The following is a 16,163-nucleotide window of genomic DNA, read 5'->3' on the forward strand; positions in this document are numbered from 1 at the left end:
CTAAGAACTTCTTTCGGCTAACGTTCCTGTATTCACGACCTAGCGAATGCTAGCTGTCCGGCGTATGCCGGACCCAGGGCGAATGCCCGCAGCGTGAATATTATGTTATACGAAGCACTTCACATCACTGAACTACATTCAAAGTCTCAATTACTAAAATGGCTTCTTCTTTGTAGCCTTCAAGATCATTTAATTTAATCCATTCAGGATCATCATTTCTAAGTTGATAAAATCTAATCACGACGTTTTCGCCTTCAATTGTAGAACTTAAAATCAAAATAAATTCTCGTTCAGGATATTGTAATTTTAAATGCTCTTCCCAATTAGAAATGAGTTTTAATCCTATCTTTAAATTCTCTATGTGATAATGATTAATTGAAGCCTCTAAATCCGTTCGATCTTGATAAATAGTCTCTTCAATAGAACCTATGTTTTTTAAACTTGAAGCATCTATCAAAATACAGTTATCCCATTCACAAAAATCGGGGTTGAGTAAATTCAATCCTATTGATTTGTTTAAGTCAGTTAACTCATTTAATGATAATAAATTTCTCATCGCTTTATTTGTTTTCATGTTTTGCCTGCTTTCGAAGTGTTTCGTATAACGTTTCCGTGTTCACGACGTCCTAGCACCCTAAACTGCTCGTCGAACGACTACGCGACCGCGGTTGGGTGGTAGGATGTGTCGCCTGAATCCACTTCCCTGACTTATCTCCTGGCGACCGAGGCGGCTTGTCCGCCGATGCGTAAACACATTGTTATATGATGGGGACGCCTTCCTCGACTACGCTAACTTAGAAAATCGATCTTTTATTAAATCATTAATTAATTTGTGTTTGACTTTACTTGTATATAGTATTGTAAGATTCTGACCATCATTAAAATGAATAAAGTAATTTTCCTTGTCACTTCTGATAGCTAGTTCCCCAATCTTCCTCAGCAAATTAAAGTCAATCCAATCATCTTCAAAATGTATTTCCCATTCATATTTCTGATCATCTAAAATAAACGATACTTTAGCATCTTCATTATCAAAATCTACATGGCTTTTTACCTGTTGTATTTGCAACTTACCACGAGTTAAACTTACGAGTTCATTAATGATTGTCGAATAAATCTCTTCGTTCTCAACGCATTCGGTATCAAAGCTCCAAACATCCTTCGACAATCTAACTTCATTGTCATTTTCATCAATAAGATCTGAACCCATCATCGAAAGTAAGAGAGAATAGGGATCGTCTTCGTAAGTTTCTCGATCAAAATGATTCAACAACTCTTTAACAACACCATCATCATCAGTTGTGAAAGATATACCAATATCTTTGAGAACCTCTATTTGGTTTTCTAGTGAGATCTTTGTTTCTTTCGATTTCTTACGAAAAAAGTTAAACATCCTTGATTCCCCTTAATATTAGCTAGCGTCCCTTTCATATAACGTTCCTGTATTCATGAACCCCGTAGGGGTTGTGTGCTGTAATCCCTCTTCGAAATCCATCCAGCAGACCAAGGCTCTATCGGAGCCGCTGCTTGAATATTATGTTAGGTGAAGTTCATTGAAATCCTCTCAATTTGATTTAGAATTGTTATTCTCATAAGATACTTTTACAGTTTCAACTCGAAAATTATGAAATTCAGTTCTTATTTTCTTGAATTCTTCAAAAAAAGCCTTAACATCCGACAACTGATAATCTTCTAATTCTTTGCCTTGTTTATAAAATTCTATATCTTGTTTCAAATCTGTTAATTTAACGTAGTATTCGTGTTCTTGAACAGATTTAGAAGCGTGGTTATATAAGCTTTCAATCGCAGTAACCCCGGTAAGAAGAGCAGACAAAATAAATCCTACAGTGCTTCCCCAAGATATATCTTTTATTCCTAATATAATAGTTGTAATAATACCTAATGAAATAATGAATACCTTCCATATTCTAGCTTTTCGACGTGTTTTCACAAATTTAGGTCTAATATTTTTTATCTTTTCCTTTAAATCCATTTCTATCTTTTCAATTTTTTTAACTGCTTCCATGTGACTGCCTCCAACTTATTACTTCGAATTTCACCTAACGTTCCCGTATTCACGACGCCTGGCGAATGCCAGGTGTGTCCGGCTGCCCCAACCTTCTTAGAACTCCTCTGCCGGACCGAGGACGTATGCCCGATGCGTGAATATAATGTTATCGGATGTTCCATTCTTCTAACGAAAATACCTTCAGAATCTCATTGTCCAATTTTTTCTTCAAAGAACTCTCTAAGAATTCATGGTTTGAATCATTGTTTATTTCGTTTATAACCTTTTTTATATTGTCTCTGAATTGGTTTTCAATCATCATAGGTGATATGTATTTACTATTATTCCCATCGATTTTCACTTCTTCAAACTCTTTAGAGTTTCTTGTAATTAGTATCGCCTCAAACTCATGAATTCCCCAAATATTAATGTATGCTCCAAAACGATATTTGAGTCTTCCTACCATCCAATTTTCTTTTATCTTGTTTATATCACTATGCCTATCTCTACGGTTTTTCTTAGCTTCAACGACTAACAAATTAAAACGATTTGTTTGCCGTCTGTGAAAAATAATATCGGGTCTTTTATTATCGTGATTTAGTTTTGCTACATCTAATTCGTTGTTCAGCCAAAAAATATACTTACTAAGCTCATTACATAAGTGATGGGTCAAATTCCATTCTGTCATGCCTGTTTGACTTGTATACTCAAAGAAATCATTTTCATTTTCAAAAAAATTTTGGATTGATGAATAAATTATATTCCTCATTAAGTCTTCCATCATTTCACTCCTTTATGGAATTTCCGATAACGTTCCTGTATTCATGAACCCCAAAGGGGTTGCCTGCTGAAATTCCTCTTTGAGATCCTTCCCGCAGACCAAGGCTCCAAAGTAGCCGCTGCTTGAATATTTTGTTATAAGATGTCGGTGTCTTCTTCGATTAACTTTCAAAAAATCATTTTTAGTTTTAAAGTTTGATTTTAACATTATGTTCGTTAAGCACTTCTAAAATATTCTCAATTATTTCGCATTTATCAGCAAATCCATTGATTTCAATCGTAAAAGGTGGTTTCACACCAAAACCTCCGCACAAGCAATCTGACAAGCTGTCCAGACATCCGCCGAAATAACCTCCAGGGCCATTGATGGATTCACCCAGCGCAAAATAAAAAGAAATCTTATCTGTAATATGTCGACCATCAACATAGTACGTTTGATTAGTTATGTCCTGAATATTACTGGAGATTTTACAACAATTATCGCGATTTCTGATTATCTCCATCCAGATCTCGCGTTGGTGGTTAGTAAATTGAGACCAAATATTTTTTTGTTTTAACTCTCTACCAAGATCCCAGAGTCTTAGAATTTCCATAGAAAGAGCAATTGGAAGATAACCAGCAATATTAACATCTCGCCCATCTTTTAAATCTGAAGAAGTAAATACTTTCTGAGTATTCAATACAAAATAATAATTACCTATCTTATTACCACAATGATCTAAAATAAGTATGTATAAATTACTTATGGGATACTTTCGGTTTGAGCAAATCTGTTTAAAGTCAGCGTTGAAATGAAAATTAATAAAACTGAGATCGTAGTAATCCTCATCCGCAGTTTCACTAATGTTCGTTTCTAATAATCCAGCAATATTATCGCAATGTCCGATAATTAAACTGCCATCCTCGTCGAATAGACTATATTTGTAATTCATAGATTTACTCCTATGTATTTGCATTAATTATGGGTTTATTCTTTACACCGATTTCTTATAACATCTAATTTATGTACTTCGTAGATACAACACATTCCTTCCATTATCCGAACTACGTCTATGATAACCCATATTGTGACATTTGCGAAGAAAAGGTTGGAGAAAAAGGGAGACTTAGAGCAGCCCTCAATCTCCCAAATCCATCCGATCCAGCGGACTTTGAATACGCTGGATATTTTTCGTACTAACATGCGTATAACGCTGAGTTGTACGTGCACTCGTATGACCAAGTAGCTCCTGAATGTAGCGGAGGTCTGTCCCGTTTTCCAGCAAATGAGTGGCGAAGGAGTGTCTTAGAGCATGAATACTTACCTTTTTCTCAATTCCTGCACGTCGTCTTGCTTCTTCAAAAACCTTCAGCACGCTCCGCTCGGTAAGATGTCGATCAGAAGATTGCCCCGGAAACAGCCAACGATTAGGTCTATATTCAGCTATGTATTTCTGCACGATATCCCAGGCAAGATTTGAAAGAAGCGTCCTCCGATCCTTGTGCCCCTTCCCCTGTCTCACGATGATTGTTTTCCTTTCAATATCCAGATCACTGCAACGCAGACGCACAACTTCACCTACACGAAGCCCGGAAGAATAGGTCAGAAACAATATGGCCTTATGTTTAGGGTTGGTTACGGATTTGAGTAGTTGAGCAACTTCCTTTTCGGACAGCACTTTTGGAAGCTTGGTCTGCTTCTTGGGACGAATATACTGGATATCCGTAGGTTGAAGGAGCACATGTTTGCAATAGAAGCGGAGCGCGCTAATCGTCTGATTCACACTTGAATGGGAGATTCCTCGCTCAAGCAAACCTAAACAATACGTCTGAACATTGGATGTAGTCACATCCGTACTTTTAAGTGGAAAGCTGCTCAGAAAACGTTCTACCTGATTACAATACGCTTTGATCGTTTTGCGGCTGTATCCTCATAACCTTTAGCGCCTTGTCCAACTGTTCTTTGCTCCATGACATGTTGTTTCCTCTACTAGCTTTCCATTGCTGTAGATCTTCGTTCTCAACCCATAACTCTGGGGTAATCTGAACATCATTTGGATCGAACTGATTTATGAACTCCTGAACAGCAGCGATAGTGTAGGGAATGATCCATACTTTCAGTTTGGATTCCCACTGTCTGCCCGTAATCTGACGAATACGCTGAATATATGCTGGGTTGTATGGGATACGAATGTGCAGTGAGTCTGTGGAACCCTTCGCTATAGTAATCTTCTCTTCATATTTAGCATGTTCATTCATCAGAAACTCTCCCTTATTTGCATAGTTATGTTTTCTCCGAAATTCTGAAAAATAAAAAGGAAGGATCTCTTCACCCCAAATAGGGAATCAGATGACCTTCCGATGCTTTCGGACATTTATGATATATAAAAGTAAAGATAGGCACAGCCAGTGCAATAAAAAATTGCCACTCCATGTAGCTTCACCAAAGCCTGCACTACTGATCAACTTATCCTAATGGATAACAGTAGACGATTGAACCAGCTGGTACTTCGTCTGGGGAAATCCCTTTACCCAAACATATACCGATATTCTTCTTGCCGACTATAGAATGTTTAATTTGAGTAGAAGTAACTTCAAATATTTGCTCTTCCCCATCCGTTTTTTTGATGATAATCTGTTCACCGATCATCTCTTTGATCGTTGAAGGAAGTAGTTCATCCAACTCTTCGTTGGCTCCCATAACGATGATTCCAAATTCAGGTGTTTCAAAGACTAAACCAACGCCAAACAACATTTTAGTTTCCATTCTTTGACCACCTATCCCTGATCTATGAATAGCTCAGCTTTGACATTCCTACAACCTGAGATCGGCATAACTAACGAAGTCTAACCATGGCATCTCTCAATAATGCTTAAATCATCCCATTTAGCCCTTCCCGCTTTTCTAAACATACAAATTCCACCCCATAATAAAAACAGCCAATATAGTAGCCGAGATGCCAGACATAAAGTACATCATCTTTTGCTTTTTGCCATAACTGCTCTTCTGCAATTTGTAAATGAGCAAACCAAGATACGCCACTGCCAGAACTACATAAAGTAAGTTGAACCCTAAATTAATGCGTATCGAAGAATAAGCGGGATAACTTGGAAGTCTGGTAAAGATGATAAAAAGATTAAGAAGGAGCAACCCACCTGCGAAATTAATAGCTAGATAATATTTATCAAAATGGGCTGGAGGATTCCCTCGTTTTTTAAGTGTGTAAAGAAGCATCCGAATAAGGTAGCTGATCAAAGTAACTAAGCTGAAAATGAAGGCTAGCGCAACAGGAATAAGTGATATTGTAATCATATTCACCTTTAAACTGGATACAGGCAAGTAATCCATGTAAGGAGTGTAGGAAATTTTCTCAACAACGCCATTATGCTCGACCACATTATAAAGACTACTTAACTCCGCTTTGGAAAATCTGCTTATATCCAGCAGCCTAAATAAATCGGTAAATCTAGAGGCGGGCCGCCTTGCGGATTGGAAATATCCTCCCCCCTCAGAAGTAACCGAATTAACGTATGTGCTGTTACCGAAAATCTTGCTAATAAGTCCATAATAATAGACTTCCTCAAACGCAATGTTTGTCATGACCACCATTCCAAATTTGGATTCTGGATCAAAGACAACTTTGCTTGAAAACCCTTTTAAATTCCCCTCATGAAGCAGTGTAGGTACCGAATATTCCATCTCAGCGAACCCATGCGCAAATCGAGGAATCGAAGTCTCGTCATAATACAGACTGGTTGACAACATTTCGTCTAGTGTATCCCTCTTGGCAAATAATACATGGCTATCATCAACAGGCATCAGGGCTGCAAGAAATTTCCCTAAATCTTCGGCTATCCCCATGGCTGCCCCTGTAGGATAGAACGTTACGTATACTCTGTTATCAGGGATCAGTTCCAAATTTTTCGTATACCCTTCGACCTCATTCCTTCTTTGCACAAGATCTGGACGATCCTGCCCGGTTGGATGAACCGTAGTGTCGTTCATATGAAGCGGTTCAAAAATATGTTGATTAACATATTCATAATAAGGTTGGCCACTTACCAATTCCACGATGTAACCGCCTAGACCAACGCCATAGTTCGAATAACCGACGACGCTATTCGGTTTGTATATCTGTTTCGGCTCGTTTTTACGCAGCGTTTCTCCTAAATCATAATCTTCATTCTCGTCGTAATAGTACACTTCGGTCGCTGTTTGATCTTCCCAACCCGCATTGTGATGCATCAGGTTCAATAGGGTAATCGGTTCATCGTATTTGAGCTTTTTGAAAAATCCATCTGGCAGATATTCTCTGATATCCGTATCCAGATCAAGCTTCCCTTGTTCGACAAGCTGCATCAGACTCGTATAAACCAACAGTTTAGAGATGGAAGCCCATTCAAAAACAGTGGAGGTATCTGCCTTTCGCTGATTCTCAATATCCGCAAAGCCATATGCCTTATTTACTATGAATTCGCCATCTTTGACAGCCACAACGGAAACGGCAGCCGTATACTTCTCATACGACTCAACATAAGAATCAATGGTTTCCTCTAACTCTATTAAAGGAATCCTGGATGGTGTAGTCTGAACCTGTTCTTCAGCGTAGACAGGTACCGCACATGCGATAAGGACAAATACGAGTGACAGAACACAAGCAATTACTTTGTTTACCGTGTGAAAACTACGATCTTTTGGGCGATTTTTCTGCATCAGCTACTCTCCCTCAGCATTTCTTATAATTCCAGATTTCTCGGGTTCTAAAAATATAACTCCCATCCCACAATGAAAGCAGCAAACAGTAACGCTGACACGCCAGACGTGATGTATACAGCCTTCCGCTTTTTGCTGTAATTTGTCTTCCAGAGTTTGTAGATCAGCAAAACAAGATATGCTATAGCTAGAATCACATATATTAAATTGAAGATAAGATGGATACGTAATGAAGAATAGGAGGAGTCTAAGCTCACTGCCCGCATGCCTAATACTATAGTATTCAGTACGAATGCCAGACCAGCAATATTAATGGCAACGTGATATTTATCAAACCCTGTCCCGGGTCTTTCCCATTGTTTTGATCTGTATCTGGATAACCGGAACAAATAGCCAATAATAGCTCTCAAATTGAATACGATGGCTACGGCAAGAGCTATAAAAGTGGCGCTGATCAAGACCAACGTTGAACTGGTTACACGTACATAATCATTGTATGTAAAAGAGACTTTCTCAACGATTCCATCCTTCTCAACAACATTGGTGAAGTTACTAAGCTCAAATGTTGAATACTTTTCCATTAAAAGATACGCATAGAACTTAGTGAATCCAGAACCCGAACGTCGTGTAGTGAGATAATATCCATCATTTCCGGAGGTAACAGCGCTAGTTCTGTAATTGTTTCCGAATAATTTCTGGACAAGACCAAAACAATAAACTTCTTCTTCAAACTGGTTGGTCATTACCACTAACCCAAAATTAGATTTGGGGTCAAAGACCAATTTATTCGAAAATCCCAATGTATTTCCGCCGTGTTCCAGTGCAGGGGTCCAGTACTCTACCTCAATGAAACCATGTGCAATTCGAGGGATAGAAGTTCCATCATAATATAGACTGGTTGACAGCATTTCGTTTAAGGTTTCTTTGTTCTTAAATAATAAATGACCATGATTGATCGGCATCAGAGCCGCAAGGAATTTTGCTGCATCTTCTGCTGTGCCCATGGCACCTCCTGCAGGATATATGTTCATGTATACTTTGGTCTTGGGGATGAGTTCCACATTAGCCGTATACCCTTGAATCTGATCTCTTCTCTGCACGAGGTCTGGACGATCTTGATGTGACGGATGAATCGTAGTTTCTTTCATATCCAGTGGTTTAAATATATGTTCATTAACATATTCGTAAAAAGGTTGTCCGCCTTGCACTTCTACGATGTAGGCAGCCATAGCAGCACCATAGTTTGAATAAGCCAATACGCTACTTGGTTCATAAATCTGTTTTGGTTCAAATTTCTGCAACGTTTCTCCTAGATCCATAACTTGATTATCAGATTGATACCATAGATCAATCATTCTATCCTCCCAACCCGCTTGGTGATTCATGAGGTCTAATAGCGTAATGGGGGTATCATATTCCAACTTCTTAAAAAAACCTTTTGGCAGATATTCCTGAATATCGGTATCCAGATCAAGCTTTCCCTGCTCGACAAGCTGCATGACACTCGTCCAGACCAACAGTTTAGTGACTGAACCCCATTCAAAAACAGTAGAGTTATCCGCCTTTATCTGTTGTTCAACATCTGCATATCCATAGGCCTTATTAAAAATCGTTTCACCATTCTTGACAGCCACAATCGAAACGGCAGCGGTATTTTTCTGATTTGTAGCTACATAAGAATCAATGGTTTCCTCTAACTCTGTTAAAGGAATCCTGGATGGTGTAGTCTGTATTTGTTCTTCTTCCGCGTAGACAGGTACCGCACATGCGATAATGACGAGTACGAGTGACAGAACACATGCAATTACTTTATTTACCGTGTGAAAACTACGAACTTTCTGGCAAGTTCTCTGCATCAGCAACTCTCCTTCAACATTAAATAAGACTGAATCTAACTCACCTCTCCTCAAACCTTAATTCTACTTAAATCTAGGAATACACTCTTTTTTGTGAATTTCATCACGATCATTGAGCTGACTAATACATTTCTAGTAATATGTATTGCTTCAATCTTTCATTTAGTATAACAGTAATTTTATTACAAAATAAAGCGTTTTCGTAACGAGTCTCAAATAGTGAATATACAAAATTAAAGGGGAGATTATCGCTGATTGTTTTCGGATTTTTGGAGGGATGTTGTTCTAAAAGGTTCAATGCTCTGATCATATGATTCTTTAAATCTGCGGAAAAATGGGACAAGATTGGCATGCGATATCTGTTGTAAGCACTCTACCACTCCTCATGCATTATGATCTCTAAATAAAAAAATACATGGGACAATCTCCTCTGCCACGGCTCATATCATAGAACCAAGTTTGACCGAGGATCATTATCCCAATGTGTGAGTATGTTGTTTTTCCAAGTCTCTATCCATATCTCCTATGCCTTATATAACCCGTTATTACAGCGTTATTTTCCGCTACGCTCATACCAATAACCAGGAATACCATGCGCAAGACGCATTAACCCTTCCAGGTAAAAGTAGTCGCCCCAGATCATATAATCATCAGGGGATAAACCGCCATGGATATGATATGAGCCATGTTTAAGAAAGCCCTCTGCTTCATCGTCACCGATCGTAGCATAGTTGTTGATTAGCGATTCCATGCTTGTTGCCAGCATCTGCTCGAAATATAGACGATCTGGATCACCAGTAGCCAAATGGGAGATGAGCTCCGTCAGTCCAGCAGCGACGATCGCTGAGGCTGAACTGTCCCGGTAAGTATCCGCAGCCACAGGAGCATTGAAGTCCCAATAAGCAACGTTGTCCTCAGGCAAATGCTCAAGGAAATAGCGAGCCATACGCTTGGAAGTCTCCAGAAATGCCTTATTTCCAGTATAACGATAGGATAGCGCAAACCCGTATACACCCCAAGCTTGACCCCGCGTCCACGTCGAACCGTTGCTGTAGCCCTGATGTGTGGCGCCGCCGATAGGAACACCCGACTTCGAATCGAAGAAAAACGTATGATACGAACTATCATCCCCTCTAACGATATAACGCCGTGTTCTCTCTGCGTGGATCTGTGCTATCTCGGCGTACGTTGAATCACCCGTCTGTTCACTTGCCCAATACAATAACGGCAGATTAAGTAGGCAATCGATAATAATTCTCCCAGCTTCTTGCTCGTTATCTGGGGCTCCCCAAGCTTGAATATAACCGCTGCCGTCGCTCGTATTCCGCCAACGTCTCATTAATACATCAGCTGCAGCAAGAGCCAGCTTCCGAGCGCCTTCATCGCCAGTGATGATCCACTGGGCTTTGGCCGATAAGCTGTACAGGAATCCGATATCATGGTGATCCAGGGAGTCATGCTGCTCAAGCCGCTGGCGAAAACTTGCTACGGCCTTTTCTGCTGCCTTTCGGTAGCGTTCATCGTTTGAATATTCATAGCACAGCCACAATATCCCCGACCAGAAGCCATCTGTCCAGTCGTCATTATCATTCAAAATATAGTTTCCATTCAGACTAACATGGGGAAACCGGGTCCCAAACTTATCCATATTGTTTAGCGTTTTAGATAGAATATCCTCAATGGCTTGTATATAACGTTGTTTTCCTTGTAATTCCGTTGTTTGCATTCCCTCGGTAGACATCGCACTTCAGTCCTCTCTTCATCTATTAGGAGCAATGATCCAGAGAATGACATCAAAAAAGGATCATTCAACCGAGCTCGGTCAATTGGCCTGCCGCAAGCTCTACGACGTCCGTTTCCACGCTTACCCATACACTTTGTGCAGATGGATTATGGACGATCCGGTAATTTGCCGAGAATCGGAGCTGCCGCAATGCATGCATATACGAAACGATTTCAGCATTCGTAGCAAACCAGATGTTTTCGTTTCCGGCAACGAGTTCTCCAAATCGATCGATCAGCTCCCAGTTGTTGTCCTTCTCAAATTCATAGCTGTGCCCCCACACATACAGCAAAGCCATCTTGGTATGCCTCTGTTTTAAAGCGAGTAACTGCTGCGCGTACTCCACCATTTGCCGATAATGGCAGGTCGGATGCCATCTCAGGAAGTCTGAAGGCATATTGAACCCGAACTCGTTTGCTGCTGTCCGGGCATACTCTATCCCGAGTGAAGGCAGCAGCGAGACAAGCTGGTCGTTATATGTACCAAAAGGATAGCTCATCCCACGCACAGGATAACCAACCAGAGCTTCCAGTCCCTTTCGGTCCTCCGTGATTTCCTGAACCATTTGTTCGACCGGGGACTGTTCGAGAAAAGGATGGCTGACGGTATGTGCAGATACTTCAAGCCCTGTGAACAGGGGACGTATCTCCTCCCGTGTAAGAAATCCCTCTTTTCCGAGCGTACCGCTGTTTAGGTGAAACGTGCCTTTGAGACCATATTCATTAAACTTCCCGACCAGTCTCCTGTCATGAATCTGTCCATCATCAAAACTCAGAGTGATGGCCTTGTGCACCCCACCCGGAAAGCGATCATAGCGAATTCTCATGCCAATTCCTCCTAACGATGGTTCAAGCATGCGTATACGAGATTTCTCAAGCGTGGATGCACATAGGGCTCTTGATTGTTCAACATATGCTGCGCATACATGACGGTCAGCTGAGAAGACGGGTCCATGATCGCCAGAGCACCGGCTGCGCCGCTCCAGCCAAATTCACCAAGCGGACTGAGCGACCCGCTGGTCTGCTTGGAACAATGGGTGCGAACACCGAGCCCGTATCCATACCCCGCAAGCTGCGACCACGTGAAATGACTGCGGGTTGCCTCTGTCAAATGATCCGTTCTCATGAGGTCCACCGTCTCGGGAGACAGGATTCGAACGCCTTCGGGGCTTGTTCCTTGATGGGTAAGCGTATTCAGAAAGACGGCGTAATCATTCACCGTAGAGAATAACCCGGCACCACCGCTCTCATATTCCGAACCGATCCGGTAATCGTTCCCCTCCTTGGGAATAGGTTTGCCTATTGACTCGCTATATTCATACTGTGGAGCCAAACGGCTTTGTTTCTCTTCCGATACATCGAAGCCGGTATCACGCATCCCGAGCGGGCCAGTAATTTCATCCCGAACATAGGCGCCAAACCGTCTTCCGTCCACGGCTTCGACCAAGGCGGCAAGAACGTCATGGCTTAAACTGTAGCTCCACCTCGCCCCCGGTTCGAACAACAGTGGTTCTTCGGCGATGGCCGCCGCTACTTCGCGGGTTGGCGCTCTTCCGCTTGTGCGTCTTACGACTTCCCGGATCGAAGGGGAACGGATATCATAAGAGAGCCCGGCCGACATGGTAAAGAGATCCCGTACCCGGATCGCTCTCTGGGCTTTTTCCAATACCATTTCACCGCTCGGCAAGGTCACCTTCACCGCCATCTCGCCATATTCAGGAAGATAGTCCGACAACGGGTCATTTAACAGGAGTGCTCCCTTTTCTACCATCTGAAGGGCTGCCGTACAGGTCAGAATTTTGGTCAGCGAATACAGCCGAATGATGTGCCTGTCGTGGATGGGAATACGTTGTTCCAAGTCAGCATAGCCGCTGCGGTAGCAGAAGACCTCTTGATTGCGGTGCAGAACCAAAACCTCTGCCCATGGAATACGCCAATCCGTTAAGCGGTCGATAAATATGGATAGCGGTTTGAAGTCCATCGCTTTGCTTCCTTCCTGTCTAAATATCACTCGTAATCGATAACTACCATCTGATGGCATTCAAACTTCGGAACGGTGTAGCTGACCGAACCCTTCTCCCACTTAAAGGGAATGGACTGGACTTGCGGCGCCAAATACACATTCTTCACTTGATGGGGAGTCCGGATGGACACCACAACATCATATAGGGGGATGATATCCTCAATCACTTCGATATGTTTGCCACGGCGGACCGGGGACGCATACAGCAGATGATGGACCAGCCTTTTCTCTTGCTTTTGATCCTGCAGGGTGGTTACGCCCTGGGCAGGCAGATCGGTGTTTAGCGTTTTATTAGGCAAGAGGCGGTTCAGCGCATACAGGATCGTCTCCTTCAGGATCAGACTCCCCTGGTTCGCATAATCTTCGAACACGTTCCAGGCCAGATAGATGCCGCTGGCGCTCTCTACCATGCCCGGTCCTCCATAAACATCGCTGCTTGGCGTATGCTGGTGCGAACAGAAGGTAAAGACATCGCGGTTAAAATACGGGTCTTTCCTGCTTCCTAGCTCCGTTCCGCCGGCAAGTTCGAGCTTCTGGCCTTTTGTATACATGACGAAGGAAGCTTCCCCCAGGCTCGCAGGCTTGAACAACGGATGAAAAAAGTCCGGACGGTATGGATTCACTCCCACATATCTCACTCCAAAATCAATGGCGAAGGACGTGCCGTCCTGGTCCAGACCCGACCAGCCTGTGGCAAGAACCTTACCTCCCTGCTGCAAAAACATGTCCAGCTTATCCTTCAGCTCGTCATTCACCGCGACATAATCCGGTAAAATCAGCACCTGATAATTCGAAAAATCATGTTCCGTATCAATCACATCGAATAGGATATTGCCCTCCAGCAGCATGCGTACAGCCCCTGCATCCGAATCGTTCCGACTTGCGTCTTCTTGGGCTTTGGGGTGCACACCCGTTGCTTCCAAGGACAACAACGCTACATCCGCAACGTTCACAGCATTCACGCACCAAGCTTCCTTACTTTCGACTTCACGATAAGCCGTACCGATCAATTCATAGGTTGCCGGATCCATGCGGCCGTCAGGCTGAAGCTGATCCCCAATCGAACATTTTGCACCATTTGCAAGACTGAGAGCGGTTTCATACCGAAGTGCGTTTGGATGTTTATATCCGCCGAATTCTCCCCACGCCGTATGAAATTTCCCGGTCATGCCAAGAAATTCGAATCCGAGCGTTTGTACGTACCTAGCCGAAAGAGGAAAATGGTCATAACCCCATCCGCCTGTTGGCAGTGACTCCAGTTCCAAATGGGTATTCATTGCAGCCAGGTCACGACGACCGCGATTGATATGTCCTCCGTTATGGAAGATGGGCAGACCTGGTTTTATCGATTCCACCGTTTCCTTCACCCTGGTTGTGTAATTGGCATATGTGCTCTCCCATAGGCTCTTCATCGCTTCCTCGTTGCGGGGGTCATCCCCCTTACGCCGTATGGTATCCACACAGTTATGACAGTAACATTTGCGTACACCCACAATATCGAGAAACAATCCGTCTACATCATATCGGAGCATAACCTCCCGAATCTGTTCGATCAGGATATCGAGATAAGGAGAGTTCATGCAGAACTGATGATAACCTGGCTGCATGAAGCCTTCGGCCCAATTCGTTCGATCATTCATGTCACGGATCAGCCACTCGGGATGACGGCGGGCTAGCTTTTCATCCAAACCGGCCGAAAGGTACACTGGTGTTTTTACGTTAATCTCATGGGCTGCCTCAATCTGTGCCGCAAGCAAATCGAAGCTTAACCCCGGATGAATCTCATTGGCCTCCGAAGGATGATACGCCCAGCCATGATGGCACTTGGAGAACACCGTAATGGAGTCAACATGTCCAAGCTTCAACATGTCTTGAAACTGCCTTTTGTCAAAACGGTCCCCAATGGGAACAATGGCTTCCGAGGTGTGAAAATCCAGATGGACTTGACGGAATCGCATGATTTCGCTTCCTTTCTCGTTCATATACCTTTAATATAGGCCTTCCAGCATTGAACGAATAGGTGTAAAGACGACTTTTTATAGCACAATTCCGACCATTCGCAATTCAGTGCATGATACAATAGGTACACCAAGAAGTAATGGAAAGGGCTGGCCTGATGAATTGTCTTGAGCTAACCATCCCCCCACTTCCGCAATTAGTGACGATTGGTCACTCCATCTGGAACCCGGGGCAGCAGCACCTGAGCCGTTCGTTTAACTTGTATGACATGCTCTTTGTAATGAAGGGCACCTTGTACATGACGGAAGATGATGTGCCATTCGAAATCACAGCAGGTTCCTTGCTTGTGCTTGAGCCGAACCGTCTGCATGTCGGACATCGCCCTTGCGAGGAAGAAACCGAAATATACTGGCTCCACTTGGCCCACTCTGAGCCTGTCCGAACGATGGACAGCGGACAAATTCCATGGTCGACTCCCTTCACAAAAGGCTCCAACCTGGATGTCACTCCGCACCGGCAGGTCATGTACATTCCCAAATTCACAAGCCTGCACACCCCAAGCATTCTTCCCTTCCTGCAGCGAATGATGGAGCTTCACCTAAGCTTGTCGCCCGCAACATCCTTGCCGCTGCAGGGGCAGCTCGCTGGCTTGTTGACCGAATTGCAGTCGGCTATGCGCCTGCAATATGCTCCCCGCTCGAGAATACTGTGTGATCAAACGATAACCTATCTCGAACAGCATATTACCCGTCCCTTCGATGCGAAGCATATGGAAGAAACGCTTCATTTCCATGTGGACTATCTCTCCCGCTGCCTGAAGAAATACACAGGGCTGAGTCCCCTTCAATACCTGCACGAGCTGCAGATGAATAAAGCTAAATCTCTTTTGGAAAATACGAGCCTTCCCGTATCCGAGATCGGTGTGCTGATCGGGATTGAGAACGCCAATTATTTTATTCGCTTATTCCGAAAAAAACTGGGAATGACACCCGGTCAATATCGAAGCACCCGCTTGGGCCGCACATGACTAAAACAGCAGGAACGTAATTGTTCCTGCTGTTT

Annotated in this window: 15 protein-coding genes; 1 reads left to right on the plus strand and 14 read right to left on the minus strand. The window is 43.0% G+C overall.

All coding sequences use genetic code 11. From position 1 onward, the window contains the following. Positions 1-124: 124 nt before the first annotated feature. The 14 genes from ABGV42_RS13440 to ABGV42_RS13505 form a co-directional block, all read right to left on the minus strand. Positions 125-574 carry a hypothetical protein gene (locus tag ABGV42_RS13440; RefSeq protein WP_347382089.1) on the minus strand — a complete coding sequence of 150 codons (450 nt, stop codon included), beginning with the start codon at positions 572-574 and terminating at the stop codon, positions 125-127. A 210-nt stretch (positions 575-784) separates the two neighbouring features. Next, positions 785-1,393 (minus strand): hypothetical protein, encoded by a 609-nt coding sequence (locus tag ABGV42_RS13445; protein WP_347382090.1) that lies wholly within the window; start codon positions 1,391-1,393, stop codon positions 785-787. A gap of 171 nt (positions 1,394-1,564) precedes the next feature. Further along, the gene (locus ABGV42_RS13450; protein WP_347382091.1) at positions 1,565-2,026 is read right to left on the minus strand and encodes an SLATT domain-containing protein; all 462 of its coding nucleotides are present in this window, start codon (positions 2,024-2,026) and stop codon (positions 1,565-1,567) included. Positions 2,027-2,174: 148 nt separating this feature from the next. Then, complete coding sequence (locus ABGV42_RS13455) at positions 2,175-2,792, minus strand: hypothetical protein (RefSeq protein WP_347382092.1); 618 nt, start codon at positions 2,790-2,792, stop codon at positions 2,175-2,177. Between the two features lie 184 nt (positions 2,793-2,976). Beyond that, a complete protein-coding gene (locus tag ABGV42_RS13460) occupies positions 2,977-3,720 on the minus strand; it encodes a barstar family protein (protein WP_347382093.1) in 744 nt (247 codons plus the stop codon). Positions 3,721-3,906: 186 nt separating this feature from the next. Then, entirely contained in the window at positions 3,907-4,680 is a 774-nt protein-coding gene (locus ABGV42_RS13465; RefSeq protein WP_347383230.1) for a tyrosine-type recombinase/integrase, read from the minus strand. Next, on the minus strand, positions 4,664-5,026 hold the full coding sequence (locus ABGV42_RS13470) for a hypothetical protein (protein WP_347382094.1): 363 nt from the start codon (positions 5,024-5,026) through the stop codon (positions 4,664-4,666). Before ABGV42_RS13470 ends, ABGV42_RS13465 begins: the two co-directional genes overlap by 17 nt. Positions 5,027-5,234: 208 nt before the next feature. Next, the gene (locus tag ABGV42_RS13475; protein WP_347382095.1) at positions 5,235-5,534 is read right to left on the minus strand and encodes a hypothetical protein; all 300 of its coding nucleotides are present in this window, start codon (positions 5,532-5,534) and stop codon (positions 5,235-5,237) included. Positions 5,535-5,672: 138 nt separating this feature from the next. Next, a complete protein-coding gene (locus ABGV42_RS13480) occupies positions 5,673-7,481 on the minus strand; it encodes a serine hydrolase domain-containing protein (protein ID WP_347382096.1) in 1,809 nt (602 codons plus the stop codon). A gap of 47 nt (positions 7,482-7,528) precedes the next feature. After that, positions 7,529-9,337 (minus strand): serine hydrolase domain-containing protein, encoded by a 1,809-nt coding sequence (locus ABGV42_RS13485; protein WP_347382097.1) that lies wholly within the window; start codon positions 9,335-9,337, stop codon positions 7,529-7,531. Positions 9,338-9,890: 553 nt separating this feature from the next. Further along, positions 9,891-11,078: a glycoside hydrolase family 88 protein gene (locus ABGV42_RS13490; protein ID WP_347382098.1), complete on the minus strand. Its 1,188-nt coding sequence runs from the start codon at positions 11,076-11,078 to the stop codon at positions 9,891-9,893. A gap of 67 nt (positions 11,079-11,145) precedes the next feature. Continuing rightward, positions 11,146-11,946: a polysaccharide deacetylase family protein gene (locus ABGV42_RS13495; protein ID WP_347382099.1), complete on the minus strand. Its 801-nt coding sequence runs from the start codon at positions 11,944-11,946 to the stop codon at positions 11,146-11,148. A gap of 11 nt (positions 11,947-11,957) precedes the next feature. Next, positions 11,958-13,100 (minus strand): serine hydrolase domain-containing protein, encoded by a 1,143-nt coding sequence (locus ABGV42_RS13500; protein ID WP_347382100.1) that lies wholly within the window; start codon positions 13,098-13,100, stop codon positions 11,958-11,960. A gap of 26 nt (positions 13,101-13,126) precedes the next feature. Continuing rightward, on the minus strand, positions 13,127-15,100 hold the full coding sequence (locus ABGV42_RS13505) for a beta-galactosidase trimerization domain-containing protein (protein ID WP_347382101.1): 1,974 nt from the start codon (positions 15,098-15,100) through the stop codon (positions 13,127-13,129). A gap of 158 nt (positions 15,101-15,258) precedes the next feature. Between ABGV42_RS13505 and ABGV42_RS13510 the strand changes: the two genes are divergently transcribed. Continuing rightward, positions 15,259-16,128, plus strand: coding sequence for a helix-turn-helix transcriptional regulator (locus ABGV42_RS13510; RefSeq protein WP_347382102.1), 870 nt, complete (start codon positions 15,259-15,261; stop codon positions 16,126-16,128). Positions 16,129-16,163 lie beyond the last annotated feature (35 nt).

Source organism: Paenibacillus pabuli, from assembly GCF_039831995.1.
GTDB classification, from domain to species: domain Bacteria; phylum Bacillota; class Bacilli; order Paenibacillales; family Paenibacillaceae; genus Paenibacillus; species Paenibacillus pabuli_C.